Genomic DNA, 18,868 nt, shown 5'->3' with positions numbered 1-18,868 from the left:
ATGAGAATGGATCGGTTAGTTCGACCGTTATTCGATATTAAGTGGGGTTTAAAAGCCCAATTTAGGTGGTACCGCGAGCACTTCGTCCTAATTTTTTAGGATGAGGTGCTTTTTATTTTGAGAAAGAGGCGATGAAATGACAAAGGAAATGTCGACAAAGTACAACCCAACAGAGGTTGAACAAGGTCGTTACGATAAGTGGCTCGAAGATGATGTATTTAAACCAAGTGGGGATAAAAAGGCTAAACCATATTCAATAGTATTGCCTCCACCTAATGTGACTGGAAAGCTTCATTTGGGACATGCTTGGGATACTACTCTTCAAGATATGATAATTCGCCAAAAGCGGATGCAAGGTTTTGACACGCTTTGGGTTCCTGGAATGGATCATGCTGGGATTGCAACTCAGGCTAAGGTTGAAGCTAAACTTCGTGAACAAGGCATTACCCGTTATGACTTGGGACGTGAAAAGTTTGTTGAAAAAGTTTGGGAATGGAAAGATGATTTGCTGCTACCATTAAAAAGCAATGGGGAAAGTTGGGCCTTTCATTAGATTATTCTCGTGAACGCTTCACGCTTGATGACGGTCTTTCAAAGGCTGTCAGAAAGGTCTTTGTTCAACTCTACAATAAGGGCTTGATTTACCGTGGTGAATACATCATTAACTGGGATCCTCAAGCAAGAACAGCTTTGTCAGATATCGAAGTTATTCACCAGGATGACAAGGGTGCATTTTATCACGTAAAGTATCCATTCACTGATGGAACAACCTTTGATGGCAAAGATTATATTGAAATCGCCACTACTCGTCCTGAAACGATGATGGGTGATACTGCTGTTGCAGTTAATCCAAGTGACGAACGATACAAGGATTTAGTTGGTAAAAAAGTATTAGTACCATTGATCAACCGTGAAGTGCCAATAATTGCCGATCAATACGTTGATCCTGAATTCGGTACAGGGATGGTTAAAATCACTCCTGCCCATGATCCTAATGATTTTAAAGTTGGTAATCGTCATGATTTAGAACGTATTAACACTATGAACGACGATGCCACCATGAACGAAAATGCCGGTAAATATGCTGGTATGGATCGTTTCGAAGCCAGAGAGGCTATGGTTAAAGATCTTGAAGCCGAAGGGCTAATGATTAACATCAATCCGATTGTTCATTCAGTTGGTCACTCAGAAAGAACTGGAGTCCAGGTTGAAGCTAGATTATCTACACAATGGTTCGTTAAGATGAAACCATTAGCTGAACAAGCTATTAAGAATCAAGAAACTGACGATCGTGTAAGCTTCTTCCCCGAAAGATTTGAAGATACCTTTACTCAATGGATGGAAAACGTTCATGACTGGGTTATTTCTCGACAACTTTGGTGGGGACATCAAATCCCAGCTTGGTATAATAAGCAAACTGGCGAAACCTACGTTGGCGAAGAGGCCCCTAAAGATATTGAAAACTGGGAACAAGATGCTGACGTTTTGGATACTTGGTTCTCATCAGCGCTATGGCCATTTTCAACAATGGGTTGGCCTGAAGATACTGAAGACTTTGAACGTTACTTCCCAACCGATACGTTAGTTACCGGGTACGACATCATCTTCTTCTGGGTTTCAAGAATGATTTTCCAAAGTCTCGAATTTACTAAGAAACGGCCATTTAAAAACGTTCTGCTCCATGGCTTGATTCGGGATGAACAAGGACGGAAGATGTCTAAGTCATTAGGTAACGGAATCGATCCAATGGATGTGATTGATAAGTATGGTGCCGATGCACTCCGTTGGTTCTTATCAACGGGAACGACTCCTGGTCAGGACTTGAGATTTAGTTACGATAAGATGGATTCAGCGTGGAATTTCATTAACAAAATTTGGAATGCCAGCCGATTCGTAATTATGAACTTAGACGGAATTACTCAGCCTGAACTCCCTGATAAATCAGAATGGGAATTATCTGATAAATGGATTCTTAGTCGTTTAAATGAAACAATTGGTCATGTCACCCGTGAGTTTGATAAATTCAACTTCGGTGAAGCTGGTCGGGCATTGTACGACTTCATCTGGAATGATTTCTGTGACTGGTACATTGAAATGAGTAAGGAAGCTTTAACAAGTGAAGACGGTGATTCTAAGCGAAATACCCAAAACGTCTTGGCTTATGTTCTTGATAAGATTCTTAGACTGCTTCATCCAATTATGCCATTTGTTACTGAGAATATTTGGCAATCAATGCCACATAAGGGTGACACGATTGTTAATGCAGCTTATCCAGTTATTAATGAAGAATTGAATGATCCTAAAGCCGAATCAGACATGAACTCATTGATTGATTTGATTAAAGCTGTTAGAAATATTCGCTCAGAGGCCAATGCTCCAATGTCATCACCAATTGACTTGTTGATCTCAACTAAGAGCGAAACTTTGAAGACAATTTTTGAAGAAAACAAGCCTTACATTGATCGCTTTACTCATGATAAGGAATTACAAATCGCCGATGATATTCAGGCTCCTGACTTATCGATGTCCTCTGTAATTACTGATGCCACCATTTATGTTCCATTAGCTGAATTAGTTGATCTTGGCGAAGAACGAAATCGGGTTGCTAAAGAAGTTAAGAACTTTGAGTCAGAGGTAGCTCGCGTTGAGAAGAAGCTAGGTAATGCACGTTTCGTTGATAACGCCCCTGAGGATGTTGTTGCCAAGGAACGTGAAAAGCAGGCTGACTATGAAACTAAGCTGGCTGCCGCAAAGCAACGTTTAGCTCAAATTGAAAGCCAACTATAATTATTAGAGTTTCACGTTATTAAAATTTATTAATAACGGAGCCGTAACAAATTGGTTTTTGTTACGGCTCTTTTTAAGGGGTAATTTATTTGAAAACTTATGAAGAAGCGTTGGCGTTCATTCACGGTCGGACCAAGTTCAAAAAGATTCCGACCCTAAACCGAATGAAACAATTTTTAGAACTTTTGGGCAATCCGCATCAAAAAATTAAGGCCATTCACATTGCAGGCACGAATGGCAAGGGCTCAACTCTCGCATACTTACGAAATATATTACAAGCTAATGGTTATGCTGTCGGGACATATACCTCACCATTTTTGATTAGATTTAACGAGCGAATTAGTGTCAACGGTACTCCAATTTCGGACGCCGAATTTTGCGGTTGGTTAACTTCGTGGAACCGGTGGTTGATCAGTTGGATCATACATTGCCTGAAGGGGGACCGACCGAGTTTGAAATCATTACGGCCATGATGTTTGCTTACTTTGCAGAAGGTCACGCAGATGTTGTATTAGTGGAAGTTGGATTAGGTGGTTTATATGATTCAACCAATGTCATCACACCAATTGCTTCTGCAATTACTTCAATCGGATATGATCATATGCAAATTTTAGGGAACACCTTAAATGAAATTGCAGCTCAAAAAGCAGGCATTATAAAACCTAATGTTCCAGTTGTGGTTGGAAATATTGAGGATGATCAGCTTGAGGTGATTGCTAAAACTGCTACAAGAAATCACAGTCAATTGGTTGAATTCGGCAGAGATTTTCAAGTAACGAATAATCACGTCGCCAATTGGCTGCAATCATTTGATTATGCGGGATTTGGCATGGAGGCACACTTCAAGTCGTCGCTGTTAGGCGAATATCAAGCTCATAATGCTGCCGTGGCGATTTCATTGTATTTTGTATATTGCAAATTTATGGGCACGTCGCCGTTAATCGACAATGTGGTAACTGGGATTAGTAATACTAAGTGGGCTGGTAGATTCGAAAAAATATCGGATGACCCTACAGTAGTGATCGATGGAGCTCACAACGTTCCGGCTGCAAAGCAAATCAGCAATTTGCTAAATACAAGTTACTCGACTGGCAAGATTTACATTTTAATGGCTGTCCTAGCAGATAAGCAGGCTAAGGAAATTGTTTCTGAAATGGCTAAAGTCAAGAATGCGGAAATTACATTAACTACATTTAATACTCCAATGAATCGTCGGCTTTTCGATGCTAATATGATTGAGCAGGTTGAAAAAAATCAAGGAGTAAACGTGGCTTTTAACCCTGATTTCAAGACAGCAATTACGCAGCTAAAAGCAAAAATGAATTCAGAAGATTTATTATTAATCACAGGCTCGTTGTATTTTATTTCCGAGGTTAGAGCATATTTATTGAAATATAACGAACAAATTTAAGGTTTGTTTTAAGATACGTGGTTGATTTTTGGGAAATAATTTATTTTTGACTTTGTTATGCTATACTTATTTCGTTAAAAGATTAAAATGCGAAAAAACTACTAAAAACTTTTTGTGAATTGAAGGGATGGAATACCGTGTTCGGATTAGGAGAAAAAAACATCGGAATCGATCTTGGTACTGCCAATACGATCGTGTACGTTGATGGTAAGGGAATCGTCCTCCGCGAACCATCAGTTGTTGCTAAAGGTACAAAAGACGGCGAAATTATCGCAGTTGGTGAAGAAGCTCGAGCCATGATTGGTAGAACTCCTGGCAGTATTCAGGCAGTTAGACCAATGAAGGACGGAGTAATTGCTGATTATGATACCACCGTTGCAATGATGAAATACTTCATCGAAAAGGCTTTAGGCCATACGTCAGGTAAACCATACGTAATGGTTTGCGTACCAACTGGAATTACAGCTGTTGAAAAGCGTGCCGTTATTGATGCTACCCGAGTTGCCGGGGCAAGAGATGCTTATGTGATTGAAGAACCATTTGCCGCTGCAATTGGCGCTGGCCTACCAGTCATGGATCCAACTGGATCAATGGTCGTTGACATTGGGGGCGGAACTACTGATGTAGCAACGATTTCATTGGGTGGAATTGTTTCAAGTCGATCAGTCAGAATGGCCGGCGATAAATTGAATGACTCAATCATTGGGTATGTTCGACAAAAATACAATTTGTTAATTGGTGAAAGAACTGCCGAACAATTAAAGTGGGATATCGGTTCTGCATCTGCTGAAGCTGCTAAAGAATTGTCCCCAGTCGCAATTCGAGGCCGAGATTTAGTTAGTGGCTTACCAACAACTGTTGAGGTTACTGGTTCTGATGTAAATTCAGCAATTGCTGAATCAGTTGAAGAAATTATTGAAACAGTAAAAGAAACTCTGGAAGAAACATCTCCTGAAATTGCTGCTGACGTTATTGATCATGGGATTGTTCTTACTGGTGGAGGAGCGCTCTTGAAGAACCTTTCTGAGGTAATTGCCGAAGAAACTCAAGTTCCAGTTACTATCGCTAACGATCCACTAGACTGTGTTGCCGTTGGTACTGGTGAATCATTGAAGAACATTAACGTAATCAAGAAAAAATAATAATAGTGTCGTTTTAAGCCTTAGGTTAATCTTAGGGCTTATTTTATGAACGATTAGCTGATGGAGGCAATTATGCAAAAGTTCTTTTCCAACCGAAAGTTGGTAATAATTATTATATGCTTGATCATCAGTTTTGGATTGATGACCTTGTCTGTGTCTGTTCGTAATAAACGCAGCACGCCAGCGGTTGTCCAACAGTTTGGTAACGATATTGTTGGGTTCGGTGACCGATTTGTCGCTACGCCAATAAATGGAATTCAAAGTGGATTTGTATCAATGAAGAACCTTTTAAATACTTATCAAGAAAATGAACAATTGAAATCCAAAGTTGACCAATTGGTGCAAACACAGGTTAAAGACCAAGCATTGGAAAAGGAAAATCAACAATTAAAGCGCCAATTAAAAGTGGGTGCGACTATGACTAGTTACAATAAAATTAATGCGGCTGTAATTTCTCGGGCGCCTTCATCTTGGGCTAGTCAATTGATAATCAATAAAGGCCAAGCTGCAGGTATAGAAAAAAATATGCCAGTTATTGCAGGTAAGGGTCTTATTGGAACGGTATCGGAAGTTAATAAGACTAACAGCAAAATTGTGTTGATTTCTAACACTGCGGAAAGCTCTAACCGATTTGCCGTACAAATTAATGCTAATAGTGGCAAGTCTTTAAACGGAATCATTACTGGATACAGTGATGAAACCGGTGAATTGACCATGGGAAATATCACATCGAAAACCAAAATCGTTAAGGGCGACAGAGTATCAACTTCAGGACTTGGTGGTGTAATTCCTCAGGGGATTTATATCGGAAAAGTCGCTAGTGTTAGTGAAGATGATTATGGTTTAGCTAAGAAGATTCACATTAAGCCAGCAGCAGATTTGCACGATATTCAAATCGTTTCTGTCGCAGTTAAAAAGTAATTGGAGGCTGGTATAGTGAGAAGAAGAATTCCGGTATCAGTTATTTTGTGATTGGTTTAGTGCTGATGTTTTATTTGGATGGTTCTATTAGTCAGGTGTTCTCAAGCTGGTTGTATGCTACTCCAAATTCAATGGTGCCGTATTTAACGTTAATGTGGTTAAGTATGACTGCATTTTTCACAAGCTCATTAAGAAGTACTCATGTAATCCTGTGGGCGGCTGTAATTGGGTTTGTGTTTGATCTTTATTACACTGGATTGCTAGGAGTATATGTATTTGTATTTCCGTTGGTTGTGTATATTGGGCAATCGATCTATGAATTATTGCCACCAAACTTTTTTAGCGGATTCCTAGTATTTTTTATCGATATTACATTAGCTATCAGTTTGAACTTTTTAGCTAATATTTTTGTCGGCCAGGTTGATCCTTCAGCGACGATTTTTTTGGTAAACGCTTTGGCACCAACTTTGGCATTGAATCTGTTTTTCTTTGCGATTTGTTATTTTCCAATTGAATCTTTATATGCTGAACATAGGCGATAATTGGAATTATAGGGGGTAGATTAACGTTGGCAGAGGCAGCGGTACTAAAAGGCAGTAAAGATGGTTATGAAATATTTTTAAGTGATCGGGCAGCTTACGCGGACATTTTTAAATCATTGGTTAAGCTGCTAGATGGTTTAAAAACACAAACAGCTTCAACTAATCCGCGAAAAATTGCGTTTGAAATTACAACTGGCAGTCGGCTATTCAACGCTGATGAGCGTTCGGAAATTGAAAAAGTATTTGCAAATTATCCTAATTTTTCAATTCATAAAATCGTTTCCGATGTAGTAACCAAAGAAGAATCAAAGAGAATAATCGAGCAGCAAACGGTCCATATTCTTGATAAAACTATTCGAAATGGCCAAGTCGAGACGGTTACAGGTGATGTGCTGTTTTTAGGCAATGTTCATGAAGGCGGTAAACTGTTCGTTAGCGGTAATTTGTTCGTACTTGGCGATGTTGCAGGAATTATTCAAGCAGGATACCCCAATGCAGAAGATAAATTGATTATTGGGGACGTACATAACGCTCAACAAGTTAGAATTGGTGAGCAATTTGAAATCCTAGACGATTCTCCAAATAGTAACAAAATTAATAGCTCAACGGTTGCCTACGTTAATGATTTGCATATTTTGGATTATGGCGAAGTTGAAAATGTAAGTGAGATCAATCCAAAGTTCTTTAACCAGATTGGAGGAATTAATAATGGGTAAAGCGTTAGTTATCACCTCAGGAAAAGGTGGCGTTGGTAAGACAACCTCATCAGCCAATATCGGTACGGCATTAGCAATGATGGGTAAAAAAGTCGTTTTAATGGATTTAGATATTGGGTTGAGAAACCTTGATGTTGTTTTGGGGTTAGATAATCGAATTATGTATGACATCGTGGATGTGGCCTTAGGTCGCGCTAAGCTGGCTCAAGCATTAGTAAAGGACAAGCGATTTGACGACATGTTGTACTTGTTGCCAGCAGCACAAAACGCTGATAAATCTGCACTAACTGCCGATCAGGTAGTCGAAATCGTTGACGAATTAAAACCAGACTTTGATTATGTTTTAATTGATTGTCCGGCTGGAATTGAAACTGGATTTATGAATGCGATTGCTGGAGCGGATGGTGCATTAATTGTTACTACTCCAGAAATTTCAGCAGTTCGTGATGCTGACCGGGTAGTAGGGTTATTAGAGACCAATCCACTTAAAGAAGAACCATTGTTAATTATCAATCGGATTAGAACCCACATGATGAAAGATGGTTCTGTAATGGATATTGATGAAATTACACATCATCTTGGCGTTGAATTACTTGGAATTGTATTTGATGATGATGCGGTTATCTCAACCTCAAACAGAGGTGAACCAATCGTATTAGATTCTGATAATCCTGCAGGTCAGGGATACCGTGACATCGCCCGTCGAATTACTGGTGAATCTGTGCCGTTGATGGAGATGAAAGAGGAATCTACGCAGTCTTTTTGGCAAAAATTTACAGGGTGGTTTAAAAAGAATTAAATTAACACCTTGACGGATTGAATTACATTAAGTATTATTTAGTTAACATTTTGACATGAATAAAAACGTTGATCAGAAATCTAAATGACGTTTATCAACAGAGAGTCCCTGTTTGCTGAAAATGGGATGGTAAACTAGTTTAGTTCACATCTGGGAGTTATTTTCTTGAAGCCAGCAATGGTGTAGGGAAAAACGGTGAGCACGTTATTGCTGAAGTTTAGTTATTAAACTCTTGAGGTCTGCAGTTGTGGACAAACATGAGGTGGAACCGCGATTTAATTCGCCCTCTTAGGCTACTAAGTCTAAGAGGGCGTTTTTTGATTTCAAATAGCTAAACTTCTTGAGGTAGCGGATGTGAATTCGCTACAAATTGAGGTGGAACCGCGAAAACCATCGTCCTCTTGGTGTATTTTACCAAGGGGACTTTTTATGGAGGAAATTATTATGATAGATTATTTAGGTCAAATTTTACCAGCGCTATTATCCGGAACTAAAATGACATTGTCTGTGTTCTTCTGGACATTGATTGCATCCGTACCACTTGGGGCAATTGTTGGATTAGGGATGATTAGTAAATTCAAGCCATTAGTTTGGTTAATTAATTTTTATGTTTGGTTAATGCGAGGGACACCACTGCTGCTCCAACTAATTATTGTGTTCTATGGATTGCCATTGATGCACCCATTTGCAATTGTTTTCCACGATATGAAGCGGCTTTATTCGCATTCGTTTTAAATTACACGGCTTATTTTGCTGAAATTTTCCGGGGTGGTTTTCAAGCCATTCCCAAGGGACAATTTGAAAGTGCGCGGGTATTGCGCTTAACTTATTGGCAAACAATCAGGTACATTGTGATTCCACAAGTGTTTAAAATTGTGTTACCTTCAATTGGAAACGAAGTCGTTAATTTAATCAAGGATTCCTCATTAGTTTACGTAATTGGTTTAGGTGATCTCTTACGAGCTGGAAACGTTGCTAGCGCAAGAGATGTTACATTACTCCCGTTGATTATCGCTGGGGTAATCTACTTATTGTTAACGGCAGTCTGCACGGTTATATTGCGATTGATTGAAAAGAAATCTAGTGTTTGGAGATAGGGGTGTTATCAATGTTAGAAGTTAAGAATTTAGTTAAGCGATTTGGTAGCCGAACGATAATTAATGATTTATCCGTTAAAGTAAATGATCAAGATATCTTATCGGTTGTTGGTCCTTCTGGTGCTGGTAAAACTACTTTATTACGTTGTATTACAGGCCTTGAACGAGTTGACTCAGGAAAATTTTATTGGGATAATCAAGAATTTGATCCGACCGATGCTAATCCCCAAAATATGATCATTGGAGTAGTTTTTCAAGATTATCAATTATTTCCGAATTTAACCGTTCTTGATAATATCACGTTGGCACCAAAACTAGTAAAGAAGGCTGACACAAAAGATGTTAAACGCACAGCCGTCGAATTATTAGAAAGATTGGGTTTAGCGGGTAAAGAAAACCTTTATCCATACCAACTTTCTGGAGGACAAAAACAGCGAGTGGCTATTGTTAGAGCCTTGGCTATGAATCCAAAGGTGCTCTGTTATGATGAGCCAACTTCTGCCTTAGATCCTGAATTGCGAGATGAGGTTGCGAAAATTATTATTGATTTGAAACAGCAAGGTATGACTCAAATTGTGGTTACTCACGATATGGATTTTGCTGAAAAGATTGCTGATAACATCCTTCGGGTTGAACAATTGAAGTAAGGGGTGATTGAATGAAAAAAGATTAATTAGGGGCTTAATGATTATCACCTTGATGCTAATTCCGGTTTTACTATCTGGTTGTCGAATTGAGTCACGTCAAAAGCTAGAAACCAAACCGGATACTTGGGAGACTGTCAAAAAGAGTAAGCACATCGTCATTGGCCTAGACGATAGTTTTGTGCCAATGGGATATCAAACTAAGAGTGGTAAAATTGTTGGTTATGATGTTGACTTAGCTAAGGCAGTTTTTAAACAATACGGAATTAAAGTTGATTTTCAGCCAATTGATTGGTCCATGAATGTTACAGAGTTAAGAAACGGAACGATTGATTTGATTTGGAATGGGTTGTCAATTACGCCTGAACGTTCCAAGCAAATTGATTTTAGTAATCCATATTTAATTAATGATCAAATTTTAGTTACTAAGAAGAAAAATCAGATTCGTAGCTTTGCCGATATGAAGGGAAAATCTGCGGGAGTTCAGACTGGTTCAGCTGGTGCCATGGATATCGACAATCAACCAAAATTATTAAAGAATCGGATTAAAAATCAGGAGCCAGTTCTGTATGATTCATTCACAGACGCATTTATTGATTTAAATTCTAATCGAATTCAAGGCCTGTTGATTGATAGTATTTATGCCGATTACTATATTGCTCATCAAGCAGATCATTCATCGTATCGAATTGTTAAAAGTGCTTTTCCTAAAGAATCTTATGCGGTAGGGATGAGAAAAGGCGATAGTAAGCTGCAAGCTAAAATTAACGAGGGACTTAAAAAACTTGCTAAAAATGGCAAAGCTAAAACAAATTGATCAAAAATGGTTTGGTCAAAAGGTATCATCACCATTATTAAAGAATGATAATGATTAATTTACTCGAGTAACTTAGCGGGGAAACTGCCCGGAGTTACTCTTTTTTTATTAATTTATGAAAATACGGTTGAGATTTTTCCGTGGTTAATTTAGTATGAAATTTGTGATTCATCCAAGGAGGATGCTTGTGGACAAAAATAAATTAGATAATCTAAAAATCGTCACTTATAATACTGACAAATTTAAAACAACTAAACTTTCAATTTATTTTACATTGAAATCAGATGAACGAAATTTTGCCAAAATGGCAATGCTAAGCGAATTATTAGGCAATGCCACGGAGAAATATATAAGTGAAACTGAAGTGTCGAGACAGCTTTCTCGTATGTTTGGTGCTAGTTTTGGAGTAACCGTTTTACGTTATGGAGATATTCATACCTTAAGAGTTAATATTAGTTTTCCTAATGATAAATACTTGCCTGACAACCAACATGTTGTGCTGAAATTATCAACTTTTTGGATGAAGTGATCAATCATCCATTGGTGGAAAACAATCAATTCGAATCCAATTTTTTTGATTTGCATAAAGCAAATTTATTAAATTATTTAAACTCGATTATTGAGGACAGAGAATATTACGCTAATATTCAGTTGCAAAAATTAATGTTTCCTAATGATGCCAATCATGGTAGTTTTCTGTATGGAACAGCTGAACAATTGGAGGCATTAGATTCATCGACAATTTATCAATTCTATCAATGGCTGCTTACAAACGCTAATATAATGGCATTTATCGGAGGAAATACTAGTGATGAACTAGTTGACCAATTATCAAATATTTTGCCTAAAGCCAATCACAAATTTGAACAATTAAAACCATTTGTAAAGTTACCTCAAAGTAATCAAGTGTTTCGTGATGAAAAAATTTTAGATATTGAACAAACTATTTTAACGATGGGATATGAGTTGCCAGTTTATTCAGGTGATCAGTTATATTATCCAGCAGTCATTCTTAACCAATTATTGGGAGGATCGCCTCAATCAATACTTTTTACTGATGTCCGGGAAAAGCAAAGTTTAGCATATGACATCTCGTCTTCTTACAATTCACTGAATGGATCATTGACCGTTTCGGCTGGGATTTTACCTCAAAATCAAGCTCTGGTTGAAAATTTAGTGGCAGAGTCGATTCATAAGATTATGGGTGGTCAAATTGATCAGCAAGTAATAGCTGGTATTAAGCAATCGTTGATTGATCAGCGTAATCAAGTGCTGATTCACTTGGTTCTCAAATTGGTAAGTTATTTATTCATGAAATTATTGGGACTAATGTTGATGATGCCAGTTATATTGCTGGAGTTAATGCGGTTAGCATCAACGAAATCATCGAATTAGCTAAGCGATTGAAGTTAAGAGCAATTTATTCCTTGAAAGGTAGTGATGAGATTGATGAAGACAATTAATTACCCGGAATTTGATGAACAGGTTCTATCTGAAATTCTACCTAACGGACTAAAAGTATTTTGAACCCAATGACAGGATTTAAACGAACTTCTGCCGTGTTAAGTGTTAATTATGGTTCAGCAGATACAAGTTTTATTCGCGATGGTAAGTTAATTAACCAACCAGCAGGAATTGCCCACTTTTTAGAGCACAAAATGTTTGATAAGCGAGATTATGATGTTTTTGAGCTTTTCAACAAGAATGGTGGTCGTTCCAACGCTTATACATCATTCACAAAAACTAACTACATTTTTTCGTCAACTGATAATGTGAATAAAAATCTCGAATTGCTACTCGATTTTGTTATGCAACCTTACTTTACTGAGCAAAAAGTTAACCGTGAAAAAGGGATTATTGCTCAAGAAATTAATATGTATAAAAATGATCCTGATAATCAACTGTTTACTACTAGTGTTCAATCAATGTATCCAGAAACGGCCTTAGCTGACGATATTGCGGGCTCAGAGGAGTCATTAGCAAAAATCACAGTTGGAGATCTGAAGCTGGCCTACGATACGTTCTATCGGCCAGAAAACATGACTTTAATTATTAGCGGTAATTTAGTCCCAGAAGAAATTATGTCATTAATTCATCAAAACCAAGTAAAGTATCCCAAACATGAGCTGAATGTTCAATTTGTGGCGCCCCAGCCCAAGTCACTAACTGGTCAGACTCAAATTTTAGCTATGGATGTTTCTCGTCCTAAAGCTTCTTTTACCATGCGAGGTAACTTTAAACTAATTCCAGGTGAAGAAGCAGTAAGTTTAAAGTATGAGTTAGGATTGAGTTTGTTGATGAATCTATTTTTTCTGAAAACTCAGTTCAGTATGATGATTTATATCATCAAGGAATTATTGACGATTCATTTTCCTTCGAAGTTGAGGTGGAGCGGGGATTTGCATTTGTAATGCTCGCGGGTGATACTGATAATCCTAAGCAATTTGTGGCAAAATTACGTGAAATCGTTGATCAAATTCCGGATCTCATTAATGACAAGCAGGATGAATTTGAATTGCAAAAACGAGAACTGCTAGGAAGTTACATTGCGATGATGGATTCGCCAGAGGCAATCACTAATCAATTTTATGGATTCGGAGCTGAACCACAAACAGTTTACGATGAAATTGCAATCATTAGTAAGCTAACTCTGGATGATATTAAGCAAATTAGTAGCGATTTCTTGGCTAATTACACACCTGGATGCGTCACAATTGGAAAGAAAGTTTAAATAATTTTTAAGTCTTAAATTTGATAGAAATCATATGATATACTGAAATTAAATGATAATAAAAGCAATGGAGAGTCAGTATGGATAACGAAAACCAATCTGAAACAATTGGACAAAAATTGCATGATGCAAGAGTTGCTAAAGGCTACACTCTTGATGACTTGCAGAAGAACACTAAAATTCAAAAACGTTACTTGATGGCAATTGAAGAGAACGATTTTGATGCCTTGCCTGGAGATTTTTACGTTCGGGCATTTGTAAAGCAATACGCAGATTCTGTTGGACTTAATGGTCAGGAGCTGCTCAATGAATTTAATCATAATTTGCCCGATACTGAGGCCCCAGAGTATGTCGATCGAGTAATGATGATAATCCGCAAACTCGTTCGGTTCAGCGAAAGGCTGATGAGCGGAGTGAAAAGGTTAGAAGATATGTACCAATTATCGCAGTCTCATTGATTGTATTAGTCATTCTAATTGCAATTTGGGTTGCGGCGGCCAAAACTACTAGGAATACTAGCAAGCCTGAAATTGAGACTAGCAAAGTGTCGGTTTCTAGTTCAAGCTCGAAAAAGCAAGCTTCGGCAAGTAGCAGTAAAAGTTCAACGCAGGCAACTAAGAAGGTTAAGAAAACTGCTAAGAAAGTTAGTTTTACGCGGCTATCAGCTTCGGATAGTGATGTGACTTACCGAGTTAAGGGAGCAAAGACTACTCCTAAGATTAAGTTATCAGTTACAAAGACTAATGGTAGTGATACCACTGCCTGGGTTTCAGTCACCGCTGATGGTAGTTCATTATGGCAAAATACATTGTCATCAGGCAAAAATCACACAGTCTCATTGCCAGAAAGCACGTCTTCAGTGACAATTAACTCTGGAAATGCTCCAGCTACTGAGATTTCTGTCGATGGTAAGCAAATGAAGCTACCAAGTTCATCAAGTCAAGTAAGAAACGTAATTTTACAATTTAACAGTTCAAGTACATCTACCACTGGATCCTCTACAACTAGTGGAACTACGGATACAACCGAAACTACCGCGAATACGGGCACGGACACAACTGGTACAGGAAATACTACTGGATACTAATAAGAAGGTCAGGGAATTAAAATGAATTTACCTAATAAGTTAACCATTTTTAGAATCATATTGATCCCATTTTTTATATTAGTTTTAGCAACTCCAATTACCATAGGAACATTTGCAATTGGCGGAACCGTTCTAAGTGGCGCCCAAATCGTCGCTACATTGATCTTTATTGTTGCTTCACTTACTGACTTTTTAGATGGTCAAATTGCTAGAAGAAATCACCTAGTTTCAAATTTTGGTAAGTTTGCGGACCCATTAGCTGATAAAATGCTGGTAATGACTGCATTTATCTTCTTAGTGGAACTTAAAATGGCACCGGCCTGGGTGATTGCCATTATTGTTTGTCGTGAACTAGCGGTCACGGGATTACGATTAATTGTTGTTGAAAACGATGGTCAAGTTATTGCTGCTGCATGGCCAGGCAAAATCAAAACCACGACGCAAATGTTAGCGATTATATTTTTATTGCTAAATAATGTGTTCTTTGCGGCAATCAATTTTCCGATTGGTCAAATCATGTTGTACATTTGCTTGTTTTTCACGGTTTACTCAGGAATTGATTATTTTGTAAAGAATCGTAATATTTTTTCAGATTCATTTTAAAATTAAATAAAAAAGAAGATAAGTTATTATCTTCTTTTTTTCGTATCTATAATTTTAGGAGGCATAAATATGACAATCCAAGAGCAATTAGTTCAAATGTTGATTGATCGACATATCACTATTACAGCTGCTGAAAGTTTAACAGCTGGACTATTTCAAAGTACAATTGGTGAGGTTGCCGGAGTATCAAGTGTTTTTGAGGGTGGATTTGTCACCTACTCAAACCATGTTAAAGAACAAGTTCTAGGTATCCCAAATGATGTGATTGATACTTATGGGGTAGTTAGTGGTGAGACGGCTGTTTGGATGGCTAGTCAAGCTAAGATGATTTGCAGAAGGATATTGGCATTTCGTTTACTGGGGCTGCTGGACCTGATTCATTGGAAGGAAAGCCTGCTGGTACGGTGTACATTGGGGTCGCGTTGCCAAATGATAAGGTATATTCTCATGAGTATCATTTTACTGGTTCGAGAAACGAAATTCGACGTAAATGTGTTGATCAAGGATTAGAGTTAATTTTGCTGGAAGTAAAAAAATAAACGAACTTTTGTTCGCGTTTTTGTTGATTTTTTTGATGATCATTAGTATAGTTGACTAGTAATCATTTCCTGAAGGAAAATGGGAGGTAGCGAATGGCTGATCAAAGAAAAGCCGCCTTAGATAAGGCGTTAAAAGGCATTGAAAAGGAATTCGGTAAGGGTTCCATTATGCGAATGGGCGATAAAGCTGATACCCAAATCTCAACTGTCCCAACCGGTTCTCTAGCTTTAGATGAAGCTTTAGGAGTTGGAGGATATCCTCGAGGACGAATTGTTGAAATCTATGGGCCTGAAAGTTCTGGTAAGACTACAGTGGCGCTTCATGCGGTTGCTGAAGTTCAAAAACGTGGTGGTACTGCTGCTTATATTGATGCTGAAAATGCACTTGATCCAGTTTATGCAACTCATCTAGGGGTAAATATTGATGATTTGCTGTTATCACAACCTGATACTGGTGAACAAGGATTAGAAATTACGGATGCGTTAGTGACTAGTGGGGCAATTGATATTGTAGTTATTGACTCAGTCGCTGCATTGGTTCCGCGAGCTGAAATCGAAGGCGAAATGGGTGATACTCATGTTGGACTGCAAGCCAGGTTGATGTCTCAAGCCCTTCGTAAACTTTCTGGAACCATTAATAAAACTAAAAACAATTGCGTTATTCATTAATCAAATCCGTGAAAAAGTTGGGGTTATGTTTGGAAATCCAGAGACTACTCCTGGTGGGCGAGCACTGAAATTCTACTCAACGATTAGGCTTGAAGTTCGAAGAGCCGAACAAATCAAAGATGGTACTGATATTATTGGTAACCGTGTTCGTATCAAGGTCGTTAAGAACAAGGTCGCCCCACCATTTAAACGTGCTGAAGTGGATATTATGTATGGACAAGGGGTGTCTCAATCTGGTGAATTAATTGATATGGCTGTTGAAAAAGATATCGTTAATAAATCAGGTTCATGGTATTCATATGGTGAGGAACGAATAGGCCAAGGTCGCGAGAATGCCAAGGCATACTTAGTTGATCATCCTGATGTTTATGCAGAGGTTAAGACTAAGGTTCGTGATGCATATGGAATTCCAGATGTTGATGACAAGGCTAGTGGTAACAAGCCAAAGACTGAAGTTGTTGAAGATGAATCTTTAGATTTAGATACTGATAAATAATATAATCAATTAGTTATTGTATTTTAAATTAATAAAAGCACTGGCCACTTGGGCCAGTGCTTTTATTAATTCTGATGATGAGAAGGGTGTTAAAACTATAAGATGATTGACACTATAACAACAACACATTAGAATGATAGTTGTGTCAATAATCAAATAACATCTTATTATTGGTTTATACTATAATCATTTTATGATGATTTGGAGGTGAAGCCATGAATTTGGCTGGGATAATCCTCGCAATCATCGCTATTCTTGTTGTTGGTATAGTTGGACTTATTAGTTTTAAACTGGGACAAAGTACCCAGAAAAAAAATCAGCTGCGTGAAGAACAAGCTACTAACAGTAGTGCTAACGAAATTATTGCAGATGCCAAAAAACAGGCGGATACGTTAATTAAGGAAGCAAAGTTAACTGCTCAAGAAGATAACCATCGTTATCGGAGTAACGTCGAAAATGAATTAAAAAAAACGACGTTCAGAAATTCAAAAGCAGGAAGACAGATTGTTGCAACGCGAAGAGGCTCTTGATAGAAAGGATAATTCTTTTGAAAAACGAGAGAATAGTCTTAACCGGAAAGAGCAAAAAATTAATAAAGAACAACAGCGGTTACTGTTACAACAAAAAGAAGCAAACTCACTTATTGAGGCACGTCAATCAGAGATTGAAAGAGTTGCTGGATTATCAAGTGATCAAGCACGAGATATGATTTGAAGGAAACTGATGCTCAGTTAGCTGATGAAAAAGCGCGCATGGTAAAAGAAAACTATGACAAAGCGGCTGCTGAAGCAGATGAAAACGCCAAAAACTTGATCATTGAAGCAATTCAACAAAGTTCAGCTGATGTTGTATCTGAAACGACTGTTACAGTTGTTAATCTGCCTAACGAAGATATGAAGGGAAGAATTATTGGCCGTGAAGGCCGTAATATTCGAACTTTTGAGACCCTTACGGGAGTTGATTTAATTATTGATGATACTCCTGAAGCGGTTGTGTTAAGTGGTTTTGATCCTATTAGGAGAGAAGTCGCCAAAATGACTCTCGAAAAATTGATTAAAGATGGTAGAATTCATCCAGCTCGAATTGAAGAAATGGTTGATAAAAGTCGTAAAGAGCTTGAACAACGAATCCAAGAAATTGGTGAAGAAGCTTTGTTCGAATTAGGAATCCATTCAATGGGACCTGATATGATTAAGCTAGTTGGTCAATTAAACTTCAAGATTGTTAATGGTCAAAATCTGTTAAGTCATTCAATTGAGGTTGCTAGATTAACTGGCGCTTTGGCGTCTGAATTAGGTGAGGATGTTACTTTAGCTAAACGCGCAGGATTATTACACGATATAGGTAAAGCTACTGACAGTGGCGTTGAAGGCTCACATGTCGACGTTGGTGTTGATTTAGCGAAGAAGTATCATGAGAGTGCAGTGGTCATTGACTCTATTGCTGCTTATCATGAAGGCAATCAGCCTGAGTTTATTATTTCTGAATTAGTTGCGGTGGCAGAAAAAATCGCAATTTCTAGACCAGGTGCATATAGTGATTCATTAGAAAGCTTTGTTCACCGACTAGATAGTTTGGAAAAGATTACTGATAGTTTTGAAGAAGTTAAGAAGAGCTATGCTATCCAAGCGGGTCGTGAGATCAGAGTAATTGCAAAGCCAAATGAAGTTTCGGATGCTCAGGCAATTGCACTTTCAAGAAACATTAAACAAAAAATTGAGTCTGAAATGAAGTATCCGGGCCACATTAAGGTCACGGTTATCCGAGAAGTCAGATCAGTTGAATACGCAAAGTAAAAGATCAGTTGTTGACTGGTCTTTTTTCTTTTATAAATGGTAAAATCGTAGTGTTAATTAAACTAAAATGG

15 protein-coding genes, 6 pseudogenes and 2 other annotated features (1 of these 23 running past the window's edge) are annotated in these 18,868 nt (G+C 38.0%); all 21 genes and pseudogenes read left to right on the top strand.

All coding sequences use genetic code 11. The features are described 5' to 3' along the window. Positions 1-93, top strand: a binding site (T-box leader); it begins 114 nt to the left of the window's first position. Between the two features lie 43 nt (positions 94-136). The 21 genes and pseudogenes from NBRC111893_RS07705 (at position 137) to rny (ending at position 18,797) form a co-directional block, all read left to right on the top strand. Next, a pseudogene (locus NBRC111893_RS07705) lies at positions 137-2,787 on the top strand (valine--tRNA ligase). A gap of 89 nt (positions 2,788-2,876) precedes the next feature. Beyond that, positions 2,877-3,260, top strand: a complete 384-nt coding sequence (locus NBRC111893_RS11415) for a folylpolyglutamate synthase/dihydrofolate synthase family protein (protein WP_225417683.1) — start codon at positions 2,877-2,879, stop codon at positions 3,258-3,260. Beyond that, on the top strand, positions 3,203-4,198 hold the full coding sequence (locus NBRC111893_RS07700; RefSeq protein ID WP_230402959.1) for a bifunctional folylpolyglutamate synthase/dihydrofolate synthase: 996 nt from the start codon (positions 3,203-3,205) through the stop codon (positions 4,196-4,198). The genes NBRC111893_RS11415 and NBRC111893_RS07700 overlap by 58 nt, the downstream gene beginning before the upstream one ends. 137 nt (positions 4,199-4,335) lie before the next feature. Continuing rightward, a complete protein-coding gene (locus NBRC111893_RS07695; protein WP_125008604.1) occupies positions 4,336-5,340 on the top strand; it encodes a rod shape-determining protein in 1,005 nt (334 codons plus the stop codon). Positions 5,341-5,412: 72 nt separating this feature from the next. Beyond that, positions 5,413-6,261: a rod shape-determining protein MreC gene (gene mreC, locus NBRC111893_RS07690; protein ID WP_191984838.1), complete on the top strand. Its 849-nt coding sequence runs from the start codon at positions 5,413-5,415 to the stop codon at positions 6,259-6,261. A 47-nt stretch (positions 6,262-6,308) separates the two neighbouring features. Next, on the top strand, positions 6,309-6,803 hold the full coding sequence (gene mreD / locus NBRC111893_RS07685; RefSeq protein WP_225417682.1) for a rod shape-determining protein MreD: 495 nt from the start codon (positions 6,309-6,311) through the stop codon (positions 6,801-6,803). 26 nt (positions 6,804-6,829) lie between these two features. Next, positions 6,830-7,519: a septum site-determining protein MinC gene (locus tag NBRC111893_RS07680; protein ID WP_125008602.1), complete on the top strand. Its 690-nt coding sequence runs from the start codon at positions 6,830-6,832 to the stop codon at positions 7,517-7,519. Further along, on the top strand, positions 7,512-8,318 hold the full coding sequence (minD, locus tag NBRC111893_RS07675; RefSeq protein WP_125008601.1) for a septum site-determining protein MinD: 807 nt from the start codon (positions 7,512-7,514) through the stop codon (positions 8,316-8,318). Before NBRC111893_RS07680 ends, minD begins: the two co-directional genes overlap by 8 nt. Positions 8,319-8,377: 59 nt before the next feature. Continuing rightward, positions 8,378-8,609: a binding site (T-box leader), on the top strand. Positions 8,610-8,762: 153 nt separating this feature from the next. Further along, a pseudogene (locus NBRC111893_RS07670) lies at positions 8,763-9,415 on the top strand (amino acid ABC transporter permease). 11 nt (positions 9,416-9,426) lie between these two features. Next, positions 9,427-10,062: an amino acid ABC transporter ATP-binding protein gene (locus NBRC111893_RS07665; RefSeq protein WP_125008600.1), complete on the top strand. Its 636-nt coding sequence runs from the start codon at positions 9,427-9,429 to the stop codon at positions 10,060-10,062. A 37-nt stretch (positions 10,063-10,099) separates the two neighbouring features. Then, positions 10,100-10,934, top strand: a pseudogene (locus tag NBRC111893_RS07660) (amino acid ABC transporter substrate-binding protein). 129 nt (positions 10,935-11,063) lie between these two features. After that, a complete protein-coding gene (locus tag NBRC111893_RS07655) occupies positions 11,064-11,405 on the top strand; it encodes a hypothetical protein (protein ID WP_125008599.1) in 342 nt (113 codons plus the stop codon). A 50-nt stretch (positions 11,406-11,455) separates the two neighbouring features. Beyond that, positions 11,456-12,271, top strand: a complete 816-nt coding sequence (locus NBRC111893_RS07650) for a M16 family metallopeptidase (RefSeq protein WP_125008598.1) — start codon at positions 11,456-11,458, stop codon at positions 12,269-12,271. Positions 12,272-12,408: 137 nt separating this feature from the next. Beyond that, on the top strand, positions 12,409-13,287 hold the full coding sequence (gene yfmH / locus NBRC111893_RS07645; RefSeq protein ID WP_225417681.1) for an EF-P 5-aminopentanol modification-associated protein YfmH: 879 nt from the start codon (positions 12,409-12,411) through the stop codon (positions 13,285-13,287). Beyond that, positions 13,287-13,607 (top strand): peptidase M16 family protein, encoded by a 321-nt coding sequence (locus NBRC111893_RS11410; protein ID WP_225417680.1) that lies wholly within the window; start codon positions 13,287-13,289, stop codon positions 13,605-13,607. The genes yfmH and NBRC111893_RS11410 overlap by 1 nt, the downstream gene beginning before the upstream one ends. A gap of 80 nt (positions 13,608-13,687) precedes the next feature. Continuing rightward, positions 13,688-14,065, top strand: a complete 378-nt coding sequence (locus NBRC111893_RS12185) for a helix-turn-helix domain-containing protein (RefSeq protein ID WP_369689723.1) — start codon at positions 13,688-13,690, stop codon at positions 14,063-14,065. Continuing rightward, a complete protein-coding gene (locus NBRC111893_RS12180; RefSeq protein WP_369689722.1) occupies positions 14,062-14,694 on the top strand; it encodes a DUF4115 domain-containing protein in 633 nt (210 codons plus the stop codon). The genes NBRC111893_RS12185 and NBRC111893_RS12180 overlap by 4 nt, the downstream gene beginning before the upstream one ends. A 21-nt stretch (positions 14,695-14,715) precedes the next feature. Next, the gene (pgsA, locus tag NBRC111893_RS07635) at positions 14,716-15,297 is read left to right on the top strand and encodes a CDP-diacylglycerol--glycerol-3-phosphate 3-phosphatidyltransferase (RefSeq protein WP_125008597.1); all 582 of its coding nucleotides are present in this window, start codon (positions 14,716-14,718) and stop codon (positions 15,295-15,297) included. A 69-nt stretch (positions 15,298-15,366) separates the two neighbouring features. Then, positions 15,367-15,836 (top strand): annotated as a pseudogene (locus NBRC111893_RS12175) (nicotinamide-nucleotide amidohydrolase family protein). A 93-nt stretch (positions 15,837-15,929) separates the two neighbouring features. Continuing rightward, positions 15,930-17,001, top strand: a pseudogene (gene recA / locus NBRC111893_RS07625) (recombinase RecA). Between the two features lie 215 nt (positions 17,002-17,216). Continuing rightward, a pseudogene (gene rny, locus NBRC111893_RS07620) lies at positions 17,217-18,797 on the top strand (ribonuclease Y). Positions 18,798-18,868: the final 71 nt, after the last annotated feature.

Origin of the sequence: Lentilactobacillus kosonis (assembly GCF_003864335.1) — a bacterium.
In the GTDB taxonomy this organism is placed as follows: Bacteria; Bacillota; Bacilli; order Lactobacillales; family Lactobacillaceae; genus Lentilactobacillus; species Lentilactobacillus kosonis.
The sequence above is the reverse complement of the archived record's forward strand: the minus strand, read 5'-3'. Positions and strand labels throughout refer to the sequence as shown.